The sequence below is a fragment of the Paenibacillus sp. FSL R5-0701 genome (assembly GCF_037973995.1).
GTDB lineage: Bacteria > Bacillota > Bacilli > Paenibacillales > Paenibacillaceae > Paenibacillus.
In genome coordinates this window covers 925591-946630 of record NZ_CP150230.1, presented here as the reverse complement: position 1 = coordinate 946630, position 21040 = coordinate 925591, and the positions used below count along the sequence as shown (strand labels likewise).

The 21040-nt window shown below is 43.6% G+C and carries 21 protein-coding genes; 5 read left to right on the top strand and 16 right to left on the bottom strand.

Annotated features, from left to right (window positions below):
• Positions 1 to 397: 397 nt before the first annotated feature.
• The 3 genes from MKZ13_RS04350 to MKZ13_RS04340 form a co-directional block, all read right to left on the bottom strand.
• Positions 398 to 1573 carry an ABC transporter permease gene (locus MKZ13_RS04350; protein WP_339182077.1) on the bottom strand — a complete coding sequence of 392 codons (1176 nt, stop codon included), beginning with the start codon at positions 1571 to 1573 and terminating at the stop codon, positions 398 to 400.
• Between the two features lie 80 nt (positions 1574 to 1653).
• Positions 1654 to 2085, bottom strand: coding sequence for a MarR family transcriptional regulator (locus MKZ13_RS04345; protein ID WP_339182075.1), 432 nt, complete (start codon positions 2083 to 2085; stop codon positions 1654 to 1656).
• Positions 2086 to 2250: 165 nt separating this feature from the next.
• Entirely contained in the window at positions 2251 to 2418 is a 168-nt protein-coding gene (locus MKZ13_RS04340; protein ID WP_074093608.1) for a DUF3934 family protein, read from the bottom strand.
• A gap of 312 nt (positions 2419 to 2730) precedes the next feature.
• On the opposite strand from MKZ13_RS04340, the gene MKZ13_RS04335 reads away from it, so the two are divergent.
• The 3 genes from MKZ13_RS04335 to MKZ13_RS04325 all read left to right on the top strand — a co-directional run bounded on the left by MKZ13_RS04335 (position 2731) and on the right by MKZ13_RS04325 (position 7131).
• A complete protein-coding gene (locus tag MKZ13_RS04335; RefSeq protein ID WP_339182072.1) occupies positions 2731 to 3582 on the top strand; it encodes a PRD domain-containing protein in 852 nt (283 codons plus the stop codon).
• Between the two features lie 198 nt (positions 3583 to 3780).
• Positions 3781 to 5679: a beta-glucoside-specific PTS transporter subunit IIABC gene (locus MKZ13_RS04330; protein ID WP_339182070.1), complete on the top strand. Its 1899-nt coding sequence runs from the start codon at positions 3781 to 3783 to the stop codon at positions 5677 to 5679.
• 42 nt (positions 5680 to 5721) lie between these two features.
• Positions 5722 to 7131: a glycoside hydrolase family 1 protein gene (locus MKZ13_RS04325; protein ID WP_339182067.1), complete on the top strand. Its 1410-nt coding sequence runs from the start codon at positions 5722 to 5724 to the stop codon at positions 7129 to 7131.
• Positions 7132 to 7232: 101 nt separating this feature from the next.
• On the opposite strand, the gene MKZ13_RS04320 is transcribed toward MKZ13_RS04325, so the two are convergent.
• The 5 genes from MKZ13_RS04320 to MKZ13_RS04300 all read right to left on the bottom strand — a co-directional run bounded on the left by MKZ13_RS04320 (position 7233) and on the right by MKZ13_RS04300 (position 12247).
• Positions 7233 to 8453 (bottom strand): MFS transporter, encoded by a 1221-nt coding sequence (locus MKZ13_RS04320; RefSeq protein WP_339182065.1) that lies wholly within the window; start codon positions 8451 to 8453, stop codon positions 7233 to 7235.
• Positions 8454 to 8485: 32 nt separating this feature from the next.
• Positions 8486 to 9085: a TetR/AcrR family transcriptional regulator gene (locus tag MKZ13_RS04315; RefSeq protein ID WP_036606079.1), complete on the bottom strand. Its 600-nt coding sequence runs from the start codon at positions 9083 to 9085 to the stop codon at positions 8486 to 8488.
• Between the two features lie 120 nt (positions 9086 to 9205).
• Positions 9206 to 10354 (bottom strand): trypsin-like peptidase domain-containing protein, encoded by a 1149-nt coding sequence (locus MKZ13_RS04310; protein ID WP_339182062.1) that lies wholly within the window; start codon positions 10352 to 10354, stop codon positions 9206 to 9208.
• Positions 10355 to 10368: 14 nt separating this feature from the next.
• A complete protein-coding gene (locus MKZ13_RS04305; protein ID WP_339182059.1) occupies positions 10369 to 11544 on the bottom strand; it encodes an FxLYD domain-containing protein in 1176 nt (391 codons plus the stop codon).
• 286 nt (positions 11545 to 11830) lie between these two features.
• Positions 11831 to 12247 (bottom strand): VOC family protein, encoded by a 417-nt coding sequence (locus MKZ13_RS04300; protein ID WP_237178160.1) that lies wholly within the window; start codon positions 12245 to 12247, stop codon positions 11831 to 11833.
• A 380-nt stretch (positions 12248 to 12627) separates the two neighbouring features.
• Here MKZ13_RS04300 and MKZ13_RS04295 point away from each other — a divergent pair, with 380 nt between their 5' ends.
• On the top strand, positions 12628 to 13116 hold the full coding sequence (locus MKZ13_RS04295; protein WP_339182056.1) for an SRPBCC domain-containing protein: 489 nt from the start codon (positions 12628 to 12630) through the stop codon (positions 13114 to 13116).
• Between the two features lie 84 nt (positions 13117 to 13200).
• On the opposite strand, the gene MKZ13_RS04290 is transcribed toward MKZ13_RS04295, so the two are convergent.
• A complete protein-coding gene (locus MKZ13_RS04290) occupies positions 13201 to 15309 on the bottom strand; it encodes a penicillin-binding transpeptidase domain-containing protein (RefSeq protein ID WP_339182052.1) in 2109 nt (702 codons plus the stop codon).
• Between the two features lie 177 nt (positions 15310 to 15486).
• Here MKZ13_RS04290 and MKZ13_RS04285 point away from each other — a divergent pair, with 177 nt between their 5' ends.
• Complete coding sequence (locus tag MKZ13_RS04285; protein ID WP_047840578.1) at positions 15487 to 15891, top strand: CBS domain-containing protein; 405 nt, start codon at positions 15487 to 15489, stop codon at positions 15889 to 15891.
• 100 nt (positions 15892 to 15991) lie between these two features.
• Here the strand turns inward: MKZ13_RS04285 and MKZ13_RS04280 are convergent, their stop codons facing one another.
• The 7 genes from MKZ13_RS04280 to MKZ13_RS04250 all read right to left on the bottom strand — a co-directional run bounded on the left by MKZ13_RS04280 (position 15992) and on the right by MKZ13_RS04250 (position 20912).
• The gene (locus tag MKZ13_RS04280) at positions 15992 to 16432 is read right to left on the bottom strand and encodes a hypothetical protein (protein WP_221818784.1); all 441 of its coding nucleotides are present in this window, start codon (positions 16430 to 16432) and stop codon (positions 15992 to 15994) included.
• The gene (locus tag MKZ13_RS04275; RefSeq protein WP_221818783.1) at positions 16429 to 16878 is read right to left on the bottom strand and encodes a hypothetical protein; all 450 of its coding nucleotides are present in this window, start codon (positions 16876 to 16878) and stop codon (positions 16429 to 16431) included. The genes MKZ13_RS04280 and MKZ13_RS04275 overlap by 4 nt, the downstream gene beginning before the upstream one ends.
• A gap of 214 nt (positions 16879 to 17092) precedes the next feature.
• Positions 17093 to 17299, bottom strand: a complete 207-nt coding sequence (locus MKZ13_RS04270) for an effector binding domain-containing protein (RefSeq protein ID WP_339182050.1) — start codon at positions 17297 to 17299, stop codon at positions 17093 to 17095.
• A 297-nt stretch (positions 17300 to 17596) separates the two neighbouring features.
• Positions 17597 to 18664 (bottom strand): hypothetical protein, encoded by a 1068-nt coding sequence (locus MKZ13_RS04265; protein ID WP_339182047.1) that lies wholly within the window; start codon positions 18662 to 18664, stop codon positions 17597 to 17599.
• Positions 18661 to 19524, bottom strand: coding sequence for an ABC transporter ATP-binding protein (locus MKZ13_RS04260; RefSeq protein WP_339182044.1), 864 nt, complete (start codon positions 19522 to 19524; stop codon positions 18661 to 18663). The genes MKZ13_RS04265 and MKZ13_RS04260 overlap by 4 nt, the downstream gene beginning before the upstream one ends.
• Complete coding sequence (locus tag MKZ13_RS04255; RefSeq protein WP_339182042.1) at positions 19517 to 20365, bottom strand: hypothetical protein; 849 nt, start codon at positions 20363 to 20365, stop codon at positions 19517 to 19519. Before MKZ13_RS04255 ends, MKZ13_RS04260 begins: the two co-directional genes overlap by 8 nt.
• A complete protein-coding gene (locus tag MKZ13_RS04250) occupies positions 20340 to 20912 on the bottom strand; it encodes an RNA polymerase sigma factor (RefSeq protein WP_260632551.1) in 573 nt (190 codons plus the stop codon). Before MKZ13_RS04250 ends, MKZ13_RS04255 begins: the two co-directional genes overlap by 26 nt.
• Positions 20913 to 21040: the final 128 nt, after the last annotated feature.

Below are 21040 nucleotides of genomic sequence, written 5' to 3'. Positions count from 1 at the left end.
ACTAATAATATATCACGTATAGATATTAATTACAATACTTTATTTAATAAAATTTATTTTACTACAAATCAACTACCTCCACCGCGTTGCTCTCCTATCTCAGTGTAAAGTTTATTATAGTTTAAATGACATTCTTTCCATTCATAACATCACAATACATGTCTAATTGATTTTAAAATTATTAGCCTACATCTCCTCTGATATATTTTAGCTTCATTAATATGTTCAATTTAGGTTTTCCTTTTCTCAAGGTCATGCAAGATTACTGGAGCACTGTAAGTTACTACGAGTATAAGTAGAGGTATTATAGAAGATAAACAAAAAAAGTGATGCACGTATAAAGCTATACGCGAACCACTTTCTTGTGTGTTATTACATTATATATAGAAGGAAACTCTTAATGTTGTGCCTGTGCTGATGCTGGAGGCGTCATCGTCATTTGTCCATTACCTGCTTTTTGCAAGCCAACTCGCAGCAACGTAATCCCCCATGTAATAATCGAGATCAACAGAAGATGAACCATGTATCCACCCACTGCTTCTCCACTATAGATCAAACGCATAAATCCCTGTACCCCATTGGAAGCGGGCAGAAAGTCTCCTATATAACGATAGAATGGCGCCAGCATCTCGGCTGGAATGATATTTCCTGCAGTCATCAACTGGAGTGGAACCATCGCTACATTAAATAGAGGGCCTGCATTGCCAAACAGAGCAAAACTCATCTGTGTAAAACAAATACAAGCCAGACTCACCAGCACATGATACAGATACAAAGCGCCGAAGGAGCTCGCCACATCCGTGAACAGAAGAGCAACTGTATCCACAATTAGAGGAATGATCACAGCTATACACAATAATAGCAATTGCCGTCCCCAGAAGATTTCCCATTTGGAATGGTTACGCTTCATGATATTCGAGGTAATATTGAACTGAATATTCATGGTCATCGAAGCAATATAGGTGATAAAACCCAGAATCATGGGCAGCATCGATGTTGCAAAATCACTCACGCTGTTCGTTTTATTAATCTCAGCCTTCACAGGCCCTTCATTCATCTTCGCCATCGCTTGTCCAATAGCTGCACTAAGTTCATCGCTGTTTGTACTATCGTTATTGAGTGTCACTTGAACTTTGGATTCCAGAATCCCTTGACCCATTTGTGCAGTCATTCCGGTCGCAGCATGTTCCACAATGGATTTGGCTACATCGGCATTTCCCTGATTGATATAAAAGGACAAGCTCGCCTCTGTACCTCCTTCAATCTGGTCAGTGAATCCTTCCGGAATAATAATAACCATCGCATAGTTACCTGCATTCATCTGTTGCTCAGCTTCCTCGGCAGAACCCAGTACATTGACATGGAAAGGCGCGAGCGTTTCAATCTGCTTCTGCACCTCAGTTCCCTGTGTCCCATCTTCGTTCACCAGAGCAACTTGAAGTTGATCCACTCTCTCCGTGGCTTGATGATAACCCGTCATCCAGATCACAACAAATAACAGCGGAACAACCAATGCAAAAACCAACCCTATTTTTGTCTGTGGCACTTTAAGAAAATTTTTGAAGCTTTTCATTCGTTCACGACTCCCGTTAGTTAAAATTAAAATAATTGCACTACATATATATGCACATGCACATATTTGGTCAAAAAAATTTATTTCATCTTTTCATAGATGCGATTCATCACATTCATGAATGCTTCGAGCTCTTCAGGGGAACATTCGGCGAGTGCCTCTTGCTCTTGCTGTTTTGCCTTTGGTGTCAGAATGTTATTCATTTCCATTCCTTCCGCCGTCAAACAAAGCAAAACCGCTCTGCGGTCCTGTGGATCTTCTTCTCTTGTCACCAGACCTTTACGAATCAACTTGTCTATAATTTTGCCTACCGTTGTCTGGTCCCGCACTGTTAATTCGGCCAGTTTTTTCTGTGATATATGGCTTCCCGCCTTGCTCAATTCATTCAGAACTGCAAATTGTTCCGGAGTAATATCCTGTTCACTCAGATTTCTGGTTGTTGTTTTTTTATATGCCAGATACGTCCGTGAAAGAATCAGTCCAAGTGGATTATCATCCATATTAACAGGCATGCTGATGCTCCTTTCTCTATATAGTAGCACTACCATCTAATTTGCGTAAGCTCTATATTATTACCATATTTACACTACTGTCAATTTAATTTTTTATCTTTTCAAGCAAAAAGAGACCCACCCGTTAGTCAGGCAGCTCTCTCCTCTGGCATCGTCAAGCCATACTTACTCGGGCTTGCCACTTGAAGTTTCGGTATCGTCCTTCTTCTTTGTACCTTTACTTTTATAAGGCTTCGGGGCACTTTTTGCCCGGTTAGCAGCGGCTTGCCAACGGTTCCAGCCTTTTTTACCTGTACCACGGCCGGTGCCGCCTTTTCCCTTTGCATTGCTCATGTTATCACTCCAATAATCCTGTATATGCTTAAAAATGACCGTCCTCGGTAACTTATTATGCAACCCAGCCCATCTAATTCACTTCCAGCATTTCTTATTATACCAAAAATCCACGTCTTTACGTCCATTTCCAGAAATCATTGTATTGTTATTCTGTTATGAAAGCGGTATAGTGGACATAATTGAAAGAGGAAGCTGCGTCTTCTTCGGGATTGTTACTGGTAAGCAGGCGATACCCAAACCAAGGCTGTCTATTAAGCCTTAGTTTGGGTTTTTTTTTATTATTACGACCAATTGAGGTGAAACACATATATGATCATCCGTCAGATTTTTAACAACAATGTCATCCGGGCTGAGAACCAGGTTGGTCACGAATTTGTTGTCATTGGCAACGGTCTTGGCTTCAAAAAGAAAAACGGACAGCCTGTGGATGAGGATAAAATCGAAAAAACCTTTGTGCTGAAATCGGATAAAATACCGCAAAAACTAATTGATCTGATTGGGGAAACATCGGTTGAATATTTGAAGTTGGCAGACGAAATTGTGGGCCATGCCAAACAGGAAATGGGCGATATTTTTAGTGATAATATCTATATATCATTGATCGATCATATTCAGTTTGCTATTACCCGGTACCGTAAATCCGTCGGGCTGAAGAATTCTCTTTTGTGGCAGATCAAGAAGTTTTACAAGAAGGAGTTTGGAATTGGCATGAACGCTGTGGAGCTGATCCAGGAACAATTCGGCATCCAAATGGATGAACATGAGGCCAGCTTTATTGCCATGCATTTTGTAAACGCTCGTCAAGATGCTCAAGGCATGAAACAAACCGTTGAAATTACGGAAGTTATTGATGATATCTTCAACATTGTGACCAACCATTACCACATCGCCCTAGATGAAAATTCATTTAATTATTCCCGGTTTATTACCCATCTTCAATATTTTGTGCAGCGAATGTTGAGTAATGAACAGGAGCAATTTGCTTCAGGAGATAACTTTCTGTATGAGCAAGTGAAGGACAAATATAGCACTGCTTTTGAGTGCACACAACGGATCAATCAGTACCTTGAAGGCAAGTTTGAAAGTGCGATGTCCATTGATGAAAAGGTGTATTTGACGATCCATATTCAACGGGTCACTTCCCGTAACGAGTTAAGTTAGTGGACACAGAATAAATAAAGCTTGCAAACGATTTCGGCGTCATATATAGTAGGTCTCACAACTTAACGACAAGGATTGTTACTGCTCAAGCAGGCGATACCTAAATGATTGGCAACAGGTCATCTTTCCGATGATCATAGCCATTCGTTTAGGTATTTTTTTGTTTTCAGGCAATCTTAACAACAAAGGAGAATGAACATGGATCATAAAAAAATGGGGGATGACATCGTTCGTCTCGTCGGCGGAGAAGCCAATATCAATGGTCTTGTCCACTGTGCGACCCGGCTGAGATTCGACCTGAAAGATTCGAAAAAAGCCGAACGTGAAACGTTGGAAAAGCATGAGGGTATTATTACCGTTGTCGAAAGCGGCGGCCAGTTCCAAGTGGTCATCGGTAGTAACGTGGCTCATGTATATGCGGAGATCATGAAAAACCGGGATTTTGGAGGAGATTCCTCCTCATCGGCTGAGTCCACAGGGGAAAAAACCTCGCTATTATCCAAAGTTTTTGAAATTATATCCGGAAGTTTCTCGCCGTTAATCCCGGCCATGGCAGGATCAGGTATGCTAAAAGCTTTGCTGACTGTCCTGACCATGCTTGGATGGATGTCTGATACAAGTGACACATACTTAATTTTATCCGCTGCCGGCAACGCTGTATTTTATTTCTTGCCCATCTTCCTTGGGATTACACTGGGTATGAAGCTGAAAGCAAATCCTTATGTAGCTGGCGTAATCGGTGCCGCTCTGATGGAACCGAGCTTCACCGGGCTGATGGATAAGGGCTCAGATGTATCGTTCCTGGGTATACCGGTTGTCATGATGAATTATTCAGCCAGCGTATTCCCAATCTTCATATCGATCAGCATCTACGCCGTTCTCGATAAGTTACTCAAAAAAATCATTTTGAAAGACCTGCAATTGTTCCTTGTACCGATGATTGCTTTGATGATTATGGTTCCGCTGTCCGCAATGGCCTTCGGACCATTCGGCACCACAGTAGGTGACTGGATCTCCTCCGGCGTAACTTGGCTCATTGGTGTCAGCGGTATATTATCAGGGGTTGTACTGGGTGGATTCATGACCTTCATGGTTGTCTTTGGACTCCACTGGGGCTTCACTCCAATCACGATACAGAATATCGGGGTTGGCGGCGATCCGATAGAAGCCATGGCTGCTGCAGCTGTATTTGCACAAATCGGTGTAGCTTTCGGTATTTTCCTAAAAGCCAAAAAGAACAAAACCCTACGTACTCTTGCTGGTTCGACCAGCCTTACAGGTTTACTTGCAGGAGTCACTGAACCAATTGTATACGGTTTGATCCTGCGTTATAAACGTGTGATTCCTATCGTGGTTATCGCAGGTGCGATCGGCGGTGCCATCAATGGTCACTTTGGTGTTAAAATGACTGCTTATGTGTTCCACAATATATTTGCCATTCCCGTCTATACACCAACGGTTGTCTACGTAATTGCGATTGCCTGCTCCTTTGCGGTAGCAGCAGTACTAACGGTGATGTTTGGTTATGAAAGCAAAACGAAAGACACAGCTTCCGAGAAAAATGAATCTGTCTCCAGCACATCGGCTGAAAGTACGCCGGTAGAGCTTCCTGTCGTACCTGAGACCAAAACAACGGAGATCAAGAAAGAACAAATTTATAGCCCACTTACAGGTAAAGTCGTAGCACTGAGTACCATTAATGACCCAGCTTTTTCGACTGGTGCTATGGGCAAAGGTTTGGCGATTGTGCCTGAGATTGGCGAAGTTGTCGCTCCGGTAGACGGTGTTGTCACTTCCCTCTTCCCAACTGGACATGCCATTGGATTAACCACCAACGCAGGAACGGAAATCCTGATTCATATCGGCATTAACACAGTAGCGCTGAAAGGAAAACATTTCAATCCTGTCGTTCAGGAAGGGGATATCGTCAGACAGGGCGATCTGTTAATCCGGTTTGACATCGATAAGATCAAGGAAGCCGGATACGAAACCGTAACCCCTGTCATTGTTACTCTTACGCAGCAAGAAGTGGATGTGTTCGAAACAACTCAAGAACAGGTACAGAAAAATGATGTCCTGCTGACTCTCGTTGTCTGACCCAACTTATCTTATACGAATTCAACTTAGGAGGAACTAACTATGAAACATACTCAACTGAAACCATTTCCTAAAGATTTTTTCTGGGGAGGTTCAACCTCTGCCTATCAGATTGAGGGAGCCTGGAATGAAGATGGTAAAGGCCCTTCTGTCATCGACATGGGGAATCATGTGGAAGGCGTAACCGACTTCAAGGTAACCAGTGATCATTATCATATGTACAAAGAAGATGTGGCGTTGCTCGCCGAAATGGGCTTCAAAGCCTACCGTTTCTCCATCGCATGGACACGCATCTATCCGCAAGGAGCGGGTGAGGTGAATCCGAAGGGGCTCGCCTTTTACGATTCTCTCATTAATGAGTTAATTAAATACGGTATTGAACCCATTGTGACGATGTATCACTTCGATCTTCCTTATGCGCTTGAAGAAAAAGGCGGCTGGTCCAACCGAGCAACGATTAATGCTTTTGAACAATATGCCAAGACCCTATATGAGAACTACGGAGATCGGGTTAAATATTGGCTGACCATCAACGAACAAAATATGCTAATCCTGCATCCTGGCTCTCTGGGTACACTGGATACAACACTTGTTGATCCGCAAAAAACACTGTATCAGCAAAATCACCACATGCTGGTTGCTCAAGCTAAAGCTATGGTACTGTGTCATGAAATGCTACCTGAAGCCAAGATTGGCCCAGCTCCTAATATCGGTGTAATTTACCCGGCGAGCTCCAAACCAGAAGACACACTCGCGGCTGATAACTATGCTGCCATTCGTAACTGGCTCTATCTCGATATGGCGGTATATGGACGTTATAATCATATTGCCTGGAGTTATCTCGAAGAGAAAGGATATACGCCCATCATTGAAGACGGAGATATGGACATCCTTGCTCAAGGAAACCCTGACTTTATTGCGTTTAATTACTACACTTCCCAGACGGTTGGTGAAAGTCTGAACGATGGCAATGACTTCTCCCATACAGGAGATCAGCACGAAATCGTAGGTGAACCTGGCGCATATAGAGGATCTGTGAATCCGAATCTGCAAAAAACGGAGTTTGGTTGGGAAATTGATCCGGTCGGCTTCCGCTCTACCCTTCGTCAGATCTACTCCCGTTATCATCTGCCATTGATTGTTACGGAAAACGGTCTGGGTGCCTTTGATAAACTGGAGGAAGGTGACGTGGTTAACGATCCGTATCGCATTGAATTCTTCAATAAACATATCGAACAGATTCAACTGGCGATTACGGACGGCGTGGATGTGTTTGGCTTCTGCCCTTGGTCTGCGATCGATCTGGTGAGTACACATCAAGGGTCAAGCAAACGTTATGGATTCATCTATGTGGATCGTGAGGAATTCGATATCAAGAAACTGAGACGTATCCGCAAACAGAGTTTCCACTGGTATCAAAAACTGATTGAAACGAATGGGCAAATCCGTTAATACACGCACTAATAAAAAAGTCGACTGCACATGAAACATGTGTAGTCGACTTTTTTGGTGTTGATGCATTGATATGGAAGCTTTATTTTCCAATTATAAAATTACATTTCAGCCTTCGGTTGTTTTACCGTTTTGACCCCTCTGAGTACCCGCAGGGATAACAGGAAACAGATTGCTAGAACGGCAGCTGCCGAAACGTAAGGATAATTAATATTCACATCAAATAGTGCTCCAGCTACGATTGGACCTGCGATATTCCCCAAACTTGTGTAGGCCGAGTTCAGTCCGGCCACAAAGCCCTGTTGTTCTTGTGCCAATTTGGACATCTGTGTACTGATCGCCGGACGTAAGATATCCATTCCCAAGAAGACGATAAAAGTTACAACAAGAATGAGCCAGTACGTATGCACAAACAAAGTCAACAGTACAAATACCGCTACGAATAACAGACAGACCGAAATGACCATCTTTTCACCAAACCGGTTGAGCAACCAACCGATCAATGATACTTGCACAACCGCACCCGCAATGGAACCAAATGTAATAATGAATGCAATATCTTTCGTCGTGAAACCAAACTTGTGATCCACAAACAGTGAAAATACTGTCTCATAGTTCGCCAGACCAAATGCCATAACAAACACAATGATCAAGCTGAAAAAGTATGGCTCACGGTACGAATTCAACAATTGGGCTACCATACCCGGAGCTTTGACTTTCACTGCGCCAGCGACAGGTTTACTTTGCTCTCCTGTGCTTCGTGCCGATTCAGGCAAGATAATCATTGTAATGATCGCTGCCAATAAACCGGCAACCCCTGCGGCGTAGAACGGAATTCGAATGCCAAAGTCCGCAATGTATCCACCAATTCCCGGACCGATGATAAATCCAGTTGTAATGGCTGCATTAATCAAGCCCATACCTTTACCGCGTTCTTCCTCTGTTGTAATATCTGCGGTATAAGCCATAACCGCCGGGAAGATCATCGCCGCACCAATACCGCCTAACATGCGGGCTGCGAAGAGCAAGACTGGTGCATTGACCGCACCAAACATAAACTCCGATACAGCAAAGATCAGCATGCCGCCGACTATAATTTTCTTACGTCCCCATGTATCCGACCAACGACCCGCAAGCGGGGAGAACAGAAACTGGGTGAAGGAAAATGCCGCTACCAGCAATCCAACCGTGAATCCGGTGATATGCAGTAGATCCATATACGCAGGCATGATCGGTACAACCAGACCAATACCCGTAAAAACGAGAAAAATATTAAACATTAACAGCAGCAGTGCGCCCCTGTTCCGTGTTAGTAATGCCATGATTCCATCCTCCGTAGTTGTCAAAATGTTGCTTAAGCTTTATCTTTTGCAATCCCGTGCAAGAATACACTAGCGGCCTGGCGGTATAACGCAAGAGCCTGATCAGGCTCCATCCCCCGTGACATCTGACTAAGGCCAATAATGGTACTTTCCAATATGAGCGCGAGATTATCTACATTGTCTGCTTTGAACTCACCGCTCTCAATGCCTTGCTCTATCATTTGTTTATTAAATTGAATATGCCGCTCAAACATTAAGGAGATCCGCTCCTCAATATCATTTTCTTTCTTTTCCCCTGTGAAGAACTCATCAGCTGCCTTCGTCAGCGGGTGATTCATATCATCCATGACGAGTTGTTCCGCCAAACCATAAATTTTCTCCGTGGAGGTGCGATAGAGATGTTCTTTGGCCGCCCAGCTCTCTTCCCACTCCCGGTCCCACTCATCGATTAGATAAAGGAACAGACCTTCCTTACTTTTAAAATGGTAATATATATTGCCTTTGCTGCTGCCCGTCGCAGCTACAATATCCTCAATGGACGTTGCTTTATAACCTTTTTGTACAAAAAGGGCTTTGGAAGCATCCGCAAGTTTCTTCTTGGTCTGCTCAGTCTGTAGTTGTTTTTTATTCATATTCATTCCATTTCACTCCGTCCCATCCATACTGAACATTCGTTCTGTATTTTAACAGATGCACCCAATATAAGCAATGAAAAAGGAGAATTGGCACGCATGCCTACTCTCCCTCAACAATCATTTCACTTTTTTACCTTTACCATGCAATATTTTCAGTTGACCATTCTCATAACCCAACTGATACTCGACCCGATATTGCGATAGTATATATTCCCCATCTTTGCGTTCATTTGCTGTAATCATTGCCTTCACTTCCATCTCGTCATCGCCTTTATTAACTGAGGATACCTCACTGATGGTCACCTCACTTGTATTCAGATATCCTTCTCTGAACTTGGCATATGTTGTAGCACTCTGCCACTCGCTTCCGAGCAGTGCATAAGCGGTGACATAATCACTCAGATTAAGACTTGCATAAAAGTCCGTTACAATTCCTTCTGCTTGCAATGTCTTAGTGGCTGTACCCAAGTGAGTATCTCCAGCCGTCCGCACCGACGTTGTGCCAGAAGGATTTTTGGACCATGCCTGAACCTGCTTGAGCACACTAGTCATAGGAATACTGAATCCTATTCCCCCCTCCTGTTCCACGACCGCCGAATTAATGCCGATCACTTCACCAGTCTCCGCACTAATGAGTGGTCCACCACTGTTGCCATGGGTTATTGGTGCCGAGATCTGATAGAGGTTACTATAGATGTAAGGCGCTATTTCAAAGCTACGCCCCAACCCACTGATGATTCCGGTTGTTACGGTGTTCTCTAGCCCAAGTGGACTACCCAATGCCAGAATCTCGTCTCCGGTCTCAGCTTTGGATTTGGCGATGATTAACGGCTTAACTTTTTTCAAATCAGGAACCCTGACCACAGCTACGTCTGTTTCATCCCCAATACCAATAACCGTCCCCTTATATTCCTCATGGTTCAAGGTCCGAATAGTTACTTCATTCGCCCCCTCCACCACATGTGCATTGGTCACGACATCTCCCTGATCATTGTAGAGAAAACCGGAGCCCAGTCCGCTGTTACTCTCGATCGTTACAACTTTCTTCTGACTTTCTTCTATAATCTGTTTGCGTGTCTTCTTCACAGGTTGCTTGGAGGCTGTCGTCGCTGCCGCATTTTCCGTTTCCTTCGCGGCAACAACTGCCAGTCTGGGCCCATCCTGCAACTGATCTGCTGAATGCTGGTGTATCCAGAACACGCCTCCTGCTCCAGCACCAATGATAATAGCACTGGATATGATCGTACTCCATGTTCGTTTGGCCATTCCAACCTGTCCTCCTATTCGAGATACCACGTTGCATTCACAACAGAGATTTCCGCTTCCTCGTACACACCATAATAATAGGTTTCAAAAAAACCTTCTTCCCCCACATCCAGCCAGTTTGGATACACATCTGCATAAGTTTGGCCCAGGTATATACCGTCTATATCATATATATCAATCAAAACTGTAACGGAAGAGATCGGACGAGTTGCATTATTGATCAATGAACCGCTAATATAAAGATCCCCGTACATATCAAGCGTCGCATCAACGTTCACGACACTTACTGCCGCCGTTCGATTCATCAGATCTTCTTCTGCAGCCTGTTGCTCCGCCAGTTGAATCCGATCCGCTTCCGCTTTTTCAAATGCCTTTTTTTCACTGAGCACCCGTTCACGATACGAAGTCAGTTTTTCATTTTCCGGCGCATAGGACAATCCCTGGTCGACCGTTTGTAACGCAATTGTGAAATTCTTTTGCTTTACCTGCTGTTCCGCCTCTTTATAACTTATGCTTGCGAGCTTGTCGACAATTTGCTTCTCTACTGTCTCAGCTTCCTTGCCTTTCAAGTCTGATATGGTGTCCAACTTCTCGGCTAGTGCCTCAATTGTTGTCAAACTGTCGATTTCCTTTTTCACCTTCAATACGGCCAGTGTTACCTTTCTGTTGTTTAATACCGCACGCACTTTGGCAAAAACAGGTTCTTCTCGCTCCATCAACGCTTTGACTACAGCCTGAATGGCCTTGTCTCCTGCGGACAGCTTTCCTGTCTTCAGACTTGTGGACGCCTCATCCAACTGGTTCATCAAGTTGAACGCCTTCGCCGTAATTTGCCGATCCTGTATAAGTGCATCATAGTTCGGTCGTTTCGTTAGAGCGCTGTCCAGCAGTTGGAGAGCCTCTTTATATTTCCCCTCTAGTGCAGCCTGTTCCGCCTGTTGGTGCAGTGATTTAACCTCTGCATTTATACCTGTTTCCTGCTTGTAATAATACGTTAGCAAAGCTCCTACAACTACTGCCAGAAGTATGGGAATAATCCAGCTAAATGCAAGGCCTTGACCCGTATTTCCCTGTTTGGAAGCTGGTTGCTGCTGACGGGACAACGAATCAATTGCTTTTTGCGTTCCTTTATCCAAGTCAATGGCTGTTTCTGCCCAGATCTGTTCCTCTGTAGAGCTTGTTTCTTTCAATTTGGTTCTACACTTTCTGCACGTGTTATCCGCCGGACTGTTTTTGGTCCCACATACATGACAATACACCCTGATCCCTCCACTTAAGAACATATGTATACTTCGCTTTCCCGGGGTTCGCCTATCGCATCAATTGCTAAAAAACACCAACATGAATCGATAATTATCATATAGCAAAAAGGAATATTACACCATATGTTCTGTAGATATCATGTTTAAACGAGTCATACTGGATGCAAAAAAACCTTCCTATTAATCTAGGAAGGCTCTAGTTATTTTCATTTTATTACTCCGAAGGAAAAGCGCTGAGATCCATATAGGAAACTTCCCACAGGTGATCATCCAGATCCTGAAAACTCCATCCATACATGAATCCGTGATCTTGTGGTTCGTTGGATGGCTTCGCTCCTGCATCGAGGGCAGCTTGTACAATCACATCTACCTGCTCACGGCTATCTACAGACAGGGCAACGATAACTTCGGTTGTATCGGCAGCATTGGAGATTTTTTTCGAAATGAAGGATTGGAAGCGTTCCTCCACCAGAAGCATGGCATAAATATTTTCCCCGATGATCATACAAGTAGCAGACTCGTCCGTAAAATTGGCGTCAAACTCAAATCCCACCTTGGTAAAAAACTCAACGGATTTCTTCAAATCTTGAACAGGTAAATTGACAAAAATCTGCTTAGCACGAATAGCCACCCTGGATCACCTCGAACTCATAGAATAGATTCCACCTCAAAATAACACCTCGCGTATACGCTGTCAATTGAATATAATTAATGATATTCCAACTTGTGAGGTGACATGGATGTTGCTCCGAATGGTTCGAAGTAATTAGTCGTCGGGCTGGGTCAAAACGCGTACCAGCTATCAAGGGATACGTCTGTCCAATTTGATCCTATTCGCCCATGCACCCATCATTCCTGATTTCGGAAAGGTAGACACTGACTTCGAGCGATTCCAGCAGTTGGTGAAAGAACATCACGACGAAAAGGGCATTCGTACCAACTCGGCACGCTTTATGATTACTGCAAGGAAATAATGGCGAACTTTATCCTAAACCTATTGGAGGAAACACAATGTCAAATCAAGTTGAAATCTCTTATCGTTTCAATGCTCCACGTGAACTTGTGTTTAAGGCATTTACCGAATCAGAACATCTGCAGAACTGGTGGGGCCCAAAAGGTTGGACATTTACTGTTGCTAACTCAGATTTTCGTTCTGGCGGTGTCTTTCATTACAACCAGAAACCTGATGATGGCGACACCATGTGGGTTAAATTTGTGTACAGTGAGATTATTTCATCAGAGAAAATCGTGTACACCAGTTTCTTTTCTGATGAGAAAGGTGACACAGTCCGTGCGCCCTTTGACGAAAGCTGGCCTATGAAAACCCTGAATACTGTGCTGTTCAGCGAGTACGAAGGTGTAACAACCATTAAAATGATTGTTGCACCTGTATCTCCAACTGAGGAAGAAAATCAAACTTTTGAGGCTTCAAAAGAGATGGTACACACCGGATTTACTGGAACATTCCATCAATTAACCGAATACCTATCAAAGATATAAACCGTTTGATATAGCCTCAGACAAAAAAACACCGTCACCGGTGTTTTTTGTTATTTACAACTTCACTTTGTTTCTTCGCACACTTTATTCGTCTGCAAAGTTTACTTTATCCGCAATCTCCAACTTTTCCAAAAAAGGCTTCAATTTATCCACGACATAGTGGCTTCCACCTCGGCCGTTCACCTCTTCAATTACAGCGGATAACAGGAAGGTCGGAGAGTCGGTATCAAATACTACGAAAAATCCATTTTCCTGCCCCTTCTCTCCCTTCTTTGCTTTCAGTTCCGCTGTTCCCGTCTTGCCCGCGAGTCCTCCAGGTATTGAATTCAAGGTATGGGCGGTGCCTCCCTGCCGGGAAACAACTTCTCCCAAAGCATCCTTAACCGTATTTGCGGCTTCCGGAGTAATGATTACCTCAGGGTCAGTGCTTTCTTTTCCCTCGATCAGAACAGGTTTCACTAGTTTCCCTTCATTAATAAAAGGTGTAAATGACGACGCCAGATGAATCGGGGACATTAACATCTCCCCTTGCCCGTAGGACGTATCCGCGAGTAACACCTCAGACGACAGATCCAGATGTGCTTCGTTGGCATATTGGCTTGGCTTCAGATACAGTTCATCCAATCCAAAGTTATCGCCAAAACCAAACTTCTGGATCCCATCAATAAACTTGGCGCTTCCCATCTCGATCGCTTCCATGGCAAAGTAAATATTGTCCGAGTATACTAGTGCATCGACCATGTTAACCGGGGATAAGCTCTTCACACGCTTGACATAATAACCGCCCCAACTATCGTCTTTCCGCCATTGCAAGCCAGAGATATCATGGGTTTTGTCCGCTGTGGTCACCTTCTCCATCAGTCCCGCTGCGGCTGTAATCGCTTTGAAAGTTGATCCTGGTGCATACCGGGTAGTGACTCTGTTGATAAAAGGAAGCTTCTCATTCGCCGAATAAGCATCCCACTCTGCCTGAGTAAGTCCTGTAACCATCTTGTTCGGGTTATAGGAAGGCGCACTGACCAACGCTAACAGGTTGCCGTCCGTCGGATTCATCAGAACCATCGCACCGGCGTCTCCACCGTTGGATAATGTCTGATATAATTTCTTTTGTTGTTTGGAGCTAATCGTCAGTTGAACATTCTGTCCATCTACAGCATCCTTGCGAATAAGCTCAGAACGGGAGTTACCGGATTCATCTGTGATTTCAATCAGACCTCCACGCTCACCACGCAGCTGCTTCTCCATGGACTGCTCCAAACCTGCTTTCCCGATCCAATCCTCTGCGCGATAATACCCTTCCGTATCCTTATCCAGATCTTCCTTGGTGGCTTTGCGCACATAACCAATCAGGTGCGCAGCCGCCTCGCCGAGTGGATAATAGCGGATTTCCTTGCTTTGCATCGTAACCCCGCTTAAAGATTCTGGTACGTCAAACTCCTCCGTTGAACCAATCGGGACAAAATACTCCGGCTTCACCCATGTCTGCGCAAGCGCCTTATGAATGGCATCTTCCGAAACCTGATAATGGTTCGCAATTCGCGCAATCATCTGGTCCGGGTTATCACCAAGTTTCTCAGGTACAATGCCCCATTCATTCATCGTGCCCTTGGTAGCGAGCGGCAAACCATCACGATCCACAATGTCTCCACGATCCGGGAACAGTGTCCTCACTCGTACCTTACTGCCCTTAACCATGTCATTCAGGATCAGCGAAGGCTGCCAGTTAATTTGCCAGTTTTTCCCTCCGTCCTCAAGCTCTTGTCGGACCAGTTTCAATGTATGCGTCTCACTGACTTCACCCAAAAAAGTTGTCAGTTGCAGGTTGTAATCCACCTCATACGTATCCGGGTTTTGTTTCTCTGTATCGGTCTTACTGCCATCGGAAGCAGTTTCGGCAACATCCACAGGTTTAACCTCCGCCTTGACGGTGGATACTTCCATACCCGAATAGATCACATTGTATTTCTCAACAAATTGTTCCTTGTTCATGCCCGACTCTTGCAGCGAAGCAGGTGTCATCAAGGTGTACAACTGGTCAAATTCTTTTTTTTGCAGATGCTCTATGTACTGATTCACGGTAGTCTGGGGTTTGGCCTCTGCTTCTTTGTTGTTCTGCATGTATAGATACATTCCGATTCCACCTGCAAACAAGATGGGCAGCAGTCCGTACATTAATTTACGTTTGGATTTCATGGTTACATCACCTCTAATATACACTATAGATTTCCAGAGCCATTTAAACAATGAAACAAATCTGACGAATTTATCATTAAAAATAGCCGAAAGCTCACATAATATGTTTAAATAAGGAGAGTGAGATTACATACTAAAGCTTTTTTGCTATGCAAAAGGCTGAAAAGGAGCCCGATGATGGAAATCAGCTATTTTTTACTCCCCAAAGCCGAAGTGGCCTATATCAAGTCTACCGCTTCCATGAAAGATGCTATTGAGCAATTGGAATCGCAACACTACACCGCCATTCCCGTGATTGACCAGGATGGAAAATATGTTGCTACCCTGTCCGAAGGCGATTTGTTATGGAAAATGCGAAATACACCCGGATTGACTTTTGATACGATGGATCAGGTTCAGGTCCATGAGATTAACAATCGGGTATATAATGAATGTGTATTCATTGAGGCTGAAATGGAGGATATGCTGACACTTGCAGCAGACCAAAATTTTGTGCCCGTGGTGGATGTCGATCGTGTCTTCCTCGGTATTATCCGTCGTAAGGATATTATTGAATACTATACGCGTAACATTTCGGATTAGATGAAGCCAAACATCCCGTAATAATCGAAAGGGTACTCCAGTGGTGATATTTTGGCCAAACCGGGGTACCCTTTTTGTACATGGTATGGTCGGAATCACTCTACTTGCGCTTAGCCCGCTCTTCAATGTAATAACTCAACACGTCCCTCGGGCTTCCCTGAAATGCACGCTCTCTGCCGAACTCATACGCCTGATGCAAATACGAATACGCCTCGTTATGCTGTTCAAGTCTCATGCAGATCATGCCGAGATCGATCAACGGACTCGTATTTCTATCCGAACTCCGCGTACTTAACGATATCTCAGCCCACGGCTTCGCCAGTTCATACTGCTTCAGATCGATATGTGCATTCGCATGGCAGGATGCGATCCAGCTTGCAATCTCCCATTCCATCTTCGGCTCGGGCAACATGTCCCATGCCTGATCATAATAGATAAGTGCTTGTTCATGCTGCTGCGTCTCATCCAGTACATTACCGGCTTCTACCGTTTCTACAATTTGTCGCTCCAGTTCGGCATGTTCCGGTGTTAGATCTTTCATTGCACCGTCTCCTCCTCCAGGACGAAATACCACTCCAGAAAAGCATTGAAATCAGCCCACTGCGGCTCACTCTCGCCATTAAGAAACCGTTCGATCGATTCGCCCAGTTCCACCAGCACCACTTCTCCAGTCTGACGGTTGTAGAAAAATCCACCCTCACCTTCAAAACTGTCCAGTGGAATATACGCCTCGGGAAGTCCCAGTGTAAGCTGTGCTACATTCATGTCTTCCATATATACGGTGTTCTCCATAAACCAGCAGATCTGATACAACTCCTGATGCCTGCTGTAAAAAGTCGGACCATCCTCTGCATGTAAATAAAATTGTGCGAACTCCGACTGAAAGTCGATCTCCAGCTTTTGCAATGCTTCTTCGTATGCTGCTGGAACATCTTCATGCCACCAGCCTTGCTCCTGGCAATGTTCAATCACTTTATTGGATAACATCGTAGGCCTCCTAATTCAATTTTGCTCATAATACATGTTCAAAAAGAGCGGTTTTCAGTACCAAGAAGATGGGATGACGGTAGAAATGGAGTAGCGGAGCGTAGGGAAACTACGTGAGCAACGGACAGTTCGGCTGAATGCCATATTCGATGCTGATGATGCCTCCAGGCATCCTTCGTAATCAAAAGCGGACTTTTTGAACAACTACAGGTATTCAGACTTGGGGAGGTGTGCCGTGACCTCTATACACTTCAAGTTCCGGAATCCCTGCATGCTTATATGTAGTGGAAGGAAACCACTCTGCCATAATATGGTGCCACAACCGTTGTATCGCCTCTGGCTTTAATTCATCCGCTTCAAATACAACCCAATGGGACGCGGGAAGTTCGATGGACACCAAACCTTCACAGATTCTCACCATCCACACAAGATAATGTTCGTTTGATTCCCACAAAGGTAAGGGACTGTTGTTCGATCACCTTATCATTCACATTCATTAGATGGACTCCTCTCCGAGAGCGAGATGGGGCACGGTTCTCCATGACCCATTCATGAAAGAATTGCTCCATACACGATATATACCTCCGAATGTCCTACAGATACTGTATCAAAAGAGTAAGTAGATTGGAAATAGTGCCAGTACTCCTGCAAATAAAAAAAGCCCGCAGTGATTGCGAACCTCATTTCCACAAAAAAAAGGAATTACTCATAGCTTCACTCAAGAAAACACTTCTCGGCCGTGGAATATACGATATGTGGCAAGTACAGTTGAAACCGTAATGAAAGCCATCACAACTATATATAAGGTTAAATAAGACATATTCAGTCCGAATAAGGAATAGTTTGTTGGTGTTTGATAAATCCCTGTTACCCGTATCATGGTACTTATCGAAAATTTTTCGACCCACTTTAATGACCCGGAATTTAAATTTAATACGTCAAAGGCCAAGTATGGCAGACCTACTATCACAGTATTCACAATTATAGCTATAAAGGATGTAGAACTGAGGACCGATACCAGTAAAACAATAGATGCAAAAACCAAGCTACCTGCTATATGAGTAAACAATTGAACTAAATAATATTGAAAAGCAGTAAAAGTATACGGTGAGAACTCATAATCAAAGCTGTAAACATACATGCCCACGCTCTGTATGGAAGTATTCGCCCCAGCCAGATTACCAAACCTTAACCAATATAAAATCAAGTTTACACCAGTAAATAAAACGGCACACATTACAACGTACAATATGGAAGCAATGCATTTTGCTGATACAAGCTTGCTTTTGCCTCTTTTGCTGCTGCGCAGTAATGATGCTGTACCTAGTGCATATTCTTCGGTAAATATTGGAGCCAGCCCTAGGAGAATCATAATCATCATAAAAACTACACCAAATTGATCAATGTATTCCAGTAAGTAGCCCCAAGGTTTATTATAATAAATTTCGGATACATTTACTGTACGCTCCATGATGTTGCCGCGATCATCATATCGTGTGCTGTTTTTAATCGTCTCTGGGGAAAAAAACACAATATCGTAGAAAGCACCATATTGGTATCTACTTTTTGTACTATCCCAAATGGAATCATATTGATTATGTGCGACTTTTACCTTCTCTGTTGTAATAGCACCTTCATAAGGTTTGTAAAAGGCGGAACCATCCATTACCCCAGGATGCCTCCAAAATGAGTATACGACTAGAAAAACAATTAAAATAGACATTGCTATACCAATACTTTTACGCGTTATAATTTTATAAAACTCGAATTGAGTTAAACGAATCAAGACTTCGTCTCCTCTCCAAAATAGTGCATATATACATCTTCAAGCCGAGGTGATTCTGGTACAGCTTGCGGGACAGGCTGTTCTTTGGCCAGTATTCTGGCTACGATTCCATCAGACTCATAAGACAAACCACTCACTTTGAAATGAGAGGTAAGATCAGCAAGTTGCTGAGGATTTAATTTCGCTTTCCATACGTTATTTTTTATCCGGTTCATGATCTCTTCCGGAGTATTATTGGCGATGAGTTGCCCTTCATTCATCAGAATCATCTCCTTACATAAAAACTCCAAATCAGAAATGATATGCGTAGATAACATGATAATACGATCTCTTCCCAGCTCGCCGATAATGTTACGAAATCGAATGCGTTCTTTGGGGTCCAATCCAGCTGTAGGTTCGTCAAGAATCAAAATTTGTGGATCATTCAGCAAAGCTTGGGCAATTCCCAATCGCTGCTTCATTCCTTCGGAGAATGTACGGATTTTATGTTGTGCTTGATTTTCAAGACCCACCATCACCAACGTTTCCTGCACACGTGCTGAAGCTTGATTAATACTGAGCCCTTTCAAAGAGCACATATACATGAGAAATTTATAAGCACTGAATCGGTTATAAAATCCAAATCGCTGGGGCATGTAGCCCAACAAACTTCGATAACGGTCTCCCATGTTTTGGATAGACTGCCCGTTCAACAAAATTTGTCCAGACGTGGGCTTGGAAATGTCTACAATCATGCGAAGCAATGTTGTCTTCCCTGCCCCATTCGGCCCAAGAAGACCGTAAACACCACCACTGGATAGTTCCAGTGAGACTTCTTTTACCGCCAACTTGTTCCTGTATTTCTTGGATACGTTATCCATGGTCAGTATCAAAGGAGTAACCTCTTTCTGTCTGTAATGTATATTTTCTTGCCATCTCATAGATCTGACTGATTAATAGTAAAACTCCGCATAGAGCCATTGCTATAAGTACTGTGGGCTGGATCGATTGAAGTAGAGTCTTCAATTCGGGATTACTTAGTACAAGCCAAACCAGTGAGAACCATACAATTAAAAAGATACTGACGGCTGTCCCACCTCTGACACGCATCGCAAGCCATAGACTTGTACCTGCTGCAATCATAAGCTGTGTATACGAAAGGCCGATAGCACTCCATGATATGGAAACCCCTGTTTCGTTTGATATAAGTAGATTAAGCAAAAAAACAAACGCCATATTCCCAATGAGCACTACGATTAGACGGGTAAGCATCAGTTGCTGTGCCGTAATTTTGCAGGTCAGTTCGATTTCCATTAACCCTTGATCTCGACCTTTAAAAACTTCTAGCAAACCAAGTACAAATGGAACAGGGACTATAAAGAGCACACTCATGTACGGGTCTGTCGTACTGTGGGTACCTAGCCAATAGCCGAACAACAAGAGCATTGAGCAGACTAACCAGTAAGATTTGTGGAAGACAGCAACCTCACCATAAACTAACTGGAACAATTCCTTAACTGAATTCCCAGATGATTTTTGTTTCAGATGAGCATTCATGTGATCTGGCATATATGTATCCAGTATTCTAATTGTCTTGTCAATCTCCATCTCGGATGGAAATTCGACCGGATACTCATCCAGATATGAAGCAATTTCGTTGTACTCTTCTATTTCCAACTCTGCTACAGGGTTCGATTCATCTCCGTTTCCTCTGCTTTTCATCCCGTTCACCTCCCACAATAATCTCCTTTAATTTCGTTATCCCCAATCGAATGCGTGACTTTACGGTCGATTCGTTGGTTCCCGTAAGTTCAGCAACTTCCCTGATCTTCAATCCATTGTAATAGTTTAGAATGACGGCATCTCGCTGGTGATCAGGCAAACTTAATACAGCCCGCCTGACTTGCTCATTCTGAAATCGCTTATGAAAAATATTCCAAACATTCTGTTGTTCACTGGCAGGGAACGCATCCTCAGTTAATTCACTCTCTCTTTGTTGCTGCTTGAACTCCCGCCCACGATAATAATCTCTACAATGGTTCACTGCAATCTTCAGTAGCCAGTGACTGAATTGTCCTGTGTTCTGATACTTGTCCAAGGAATTCATCATTTTTACAAATACCTCTTGTGTTAGATCATAAGCAGTATGGTACTCTCCGGTTTTCCGGTAAACATAAGCAAATATCGACTTATAATGCCGTTTCACCAGTACTTCCATGGCAGCACGGCTACCTTCGCGAATCTCTTGAATAAGCTCTTCATCACTCAACGCTCCCTCACCCCCTCTACAAATAATTAACGAAATTTGGATAGTAAAAGATCAAAAGCATAGAAGTTTATTTTTCTGAATATAACAAAATCTCAAAAAATTAATACATTGACTCTGGTGCAACTTTA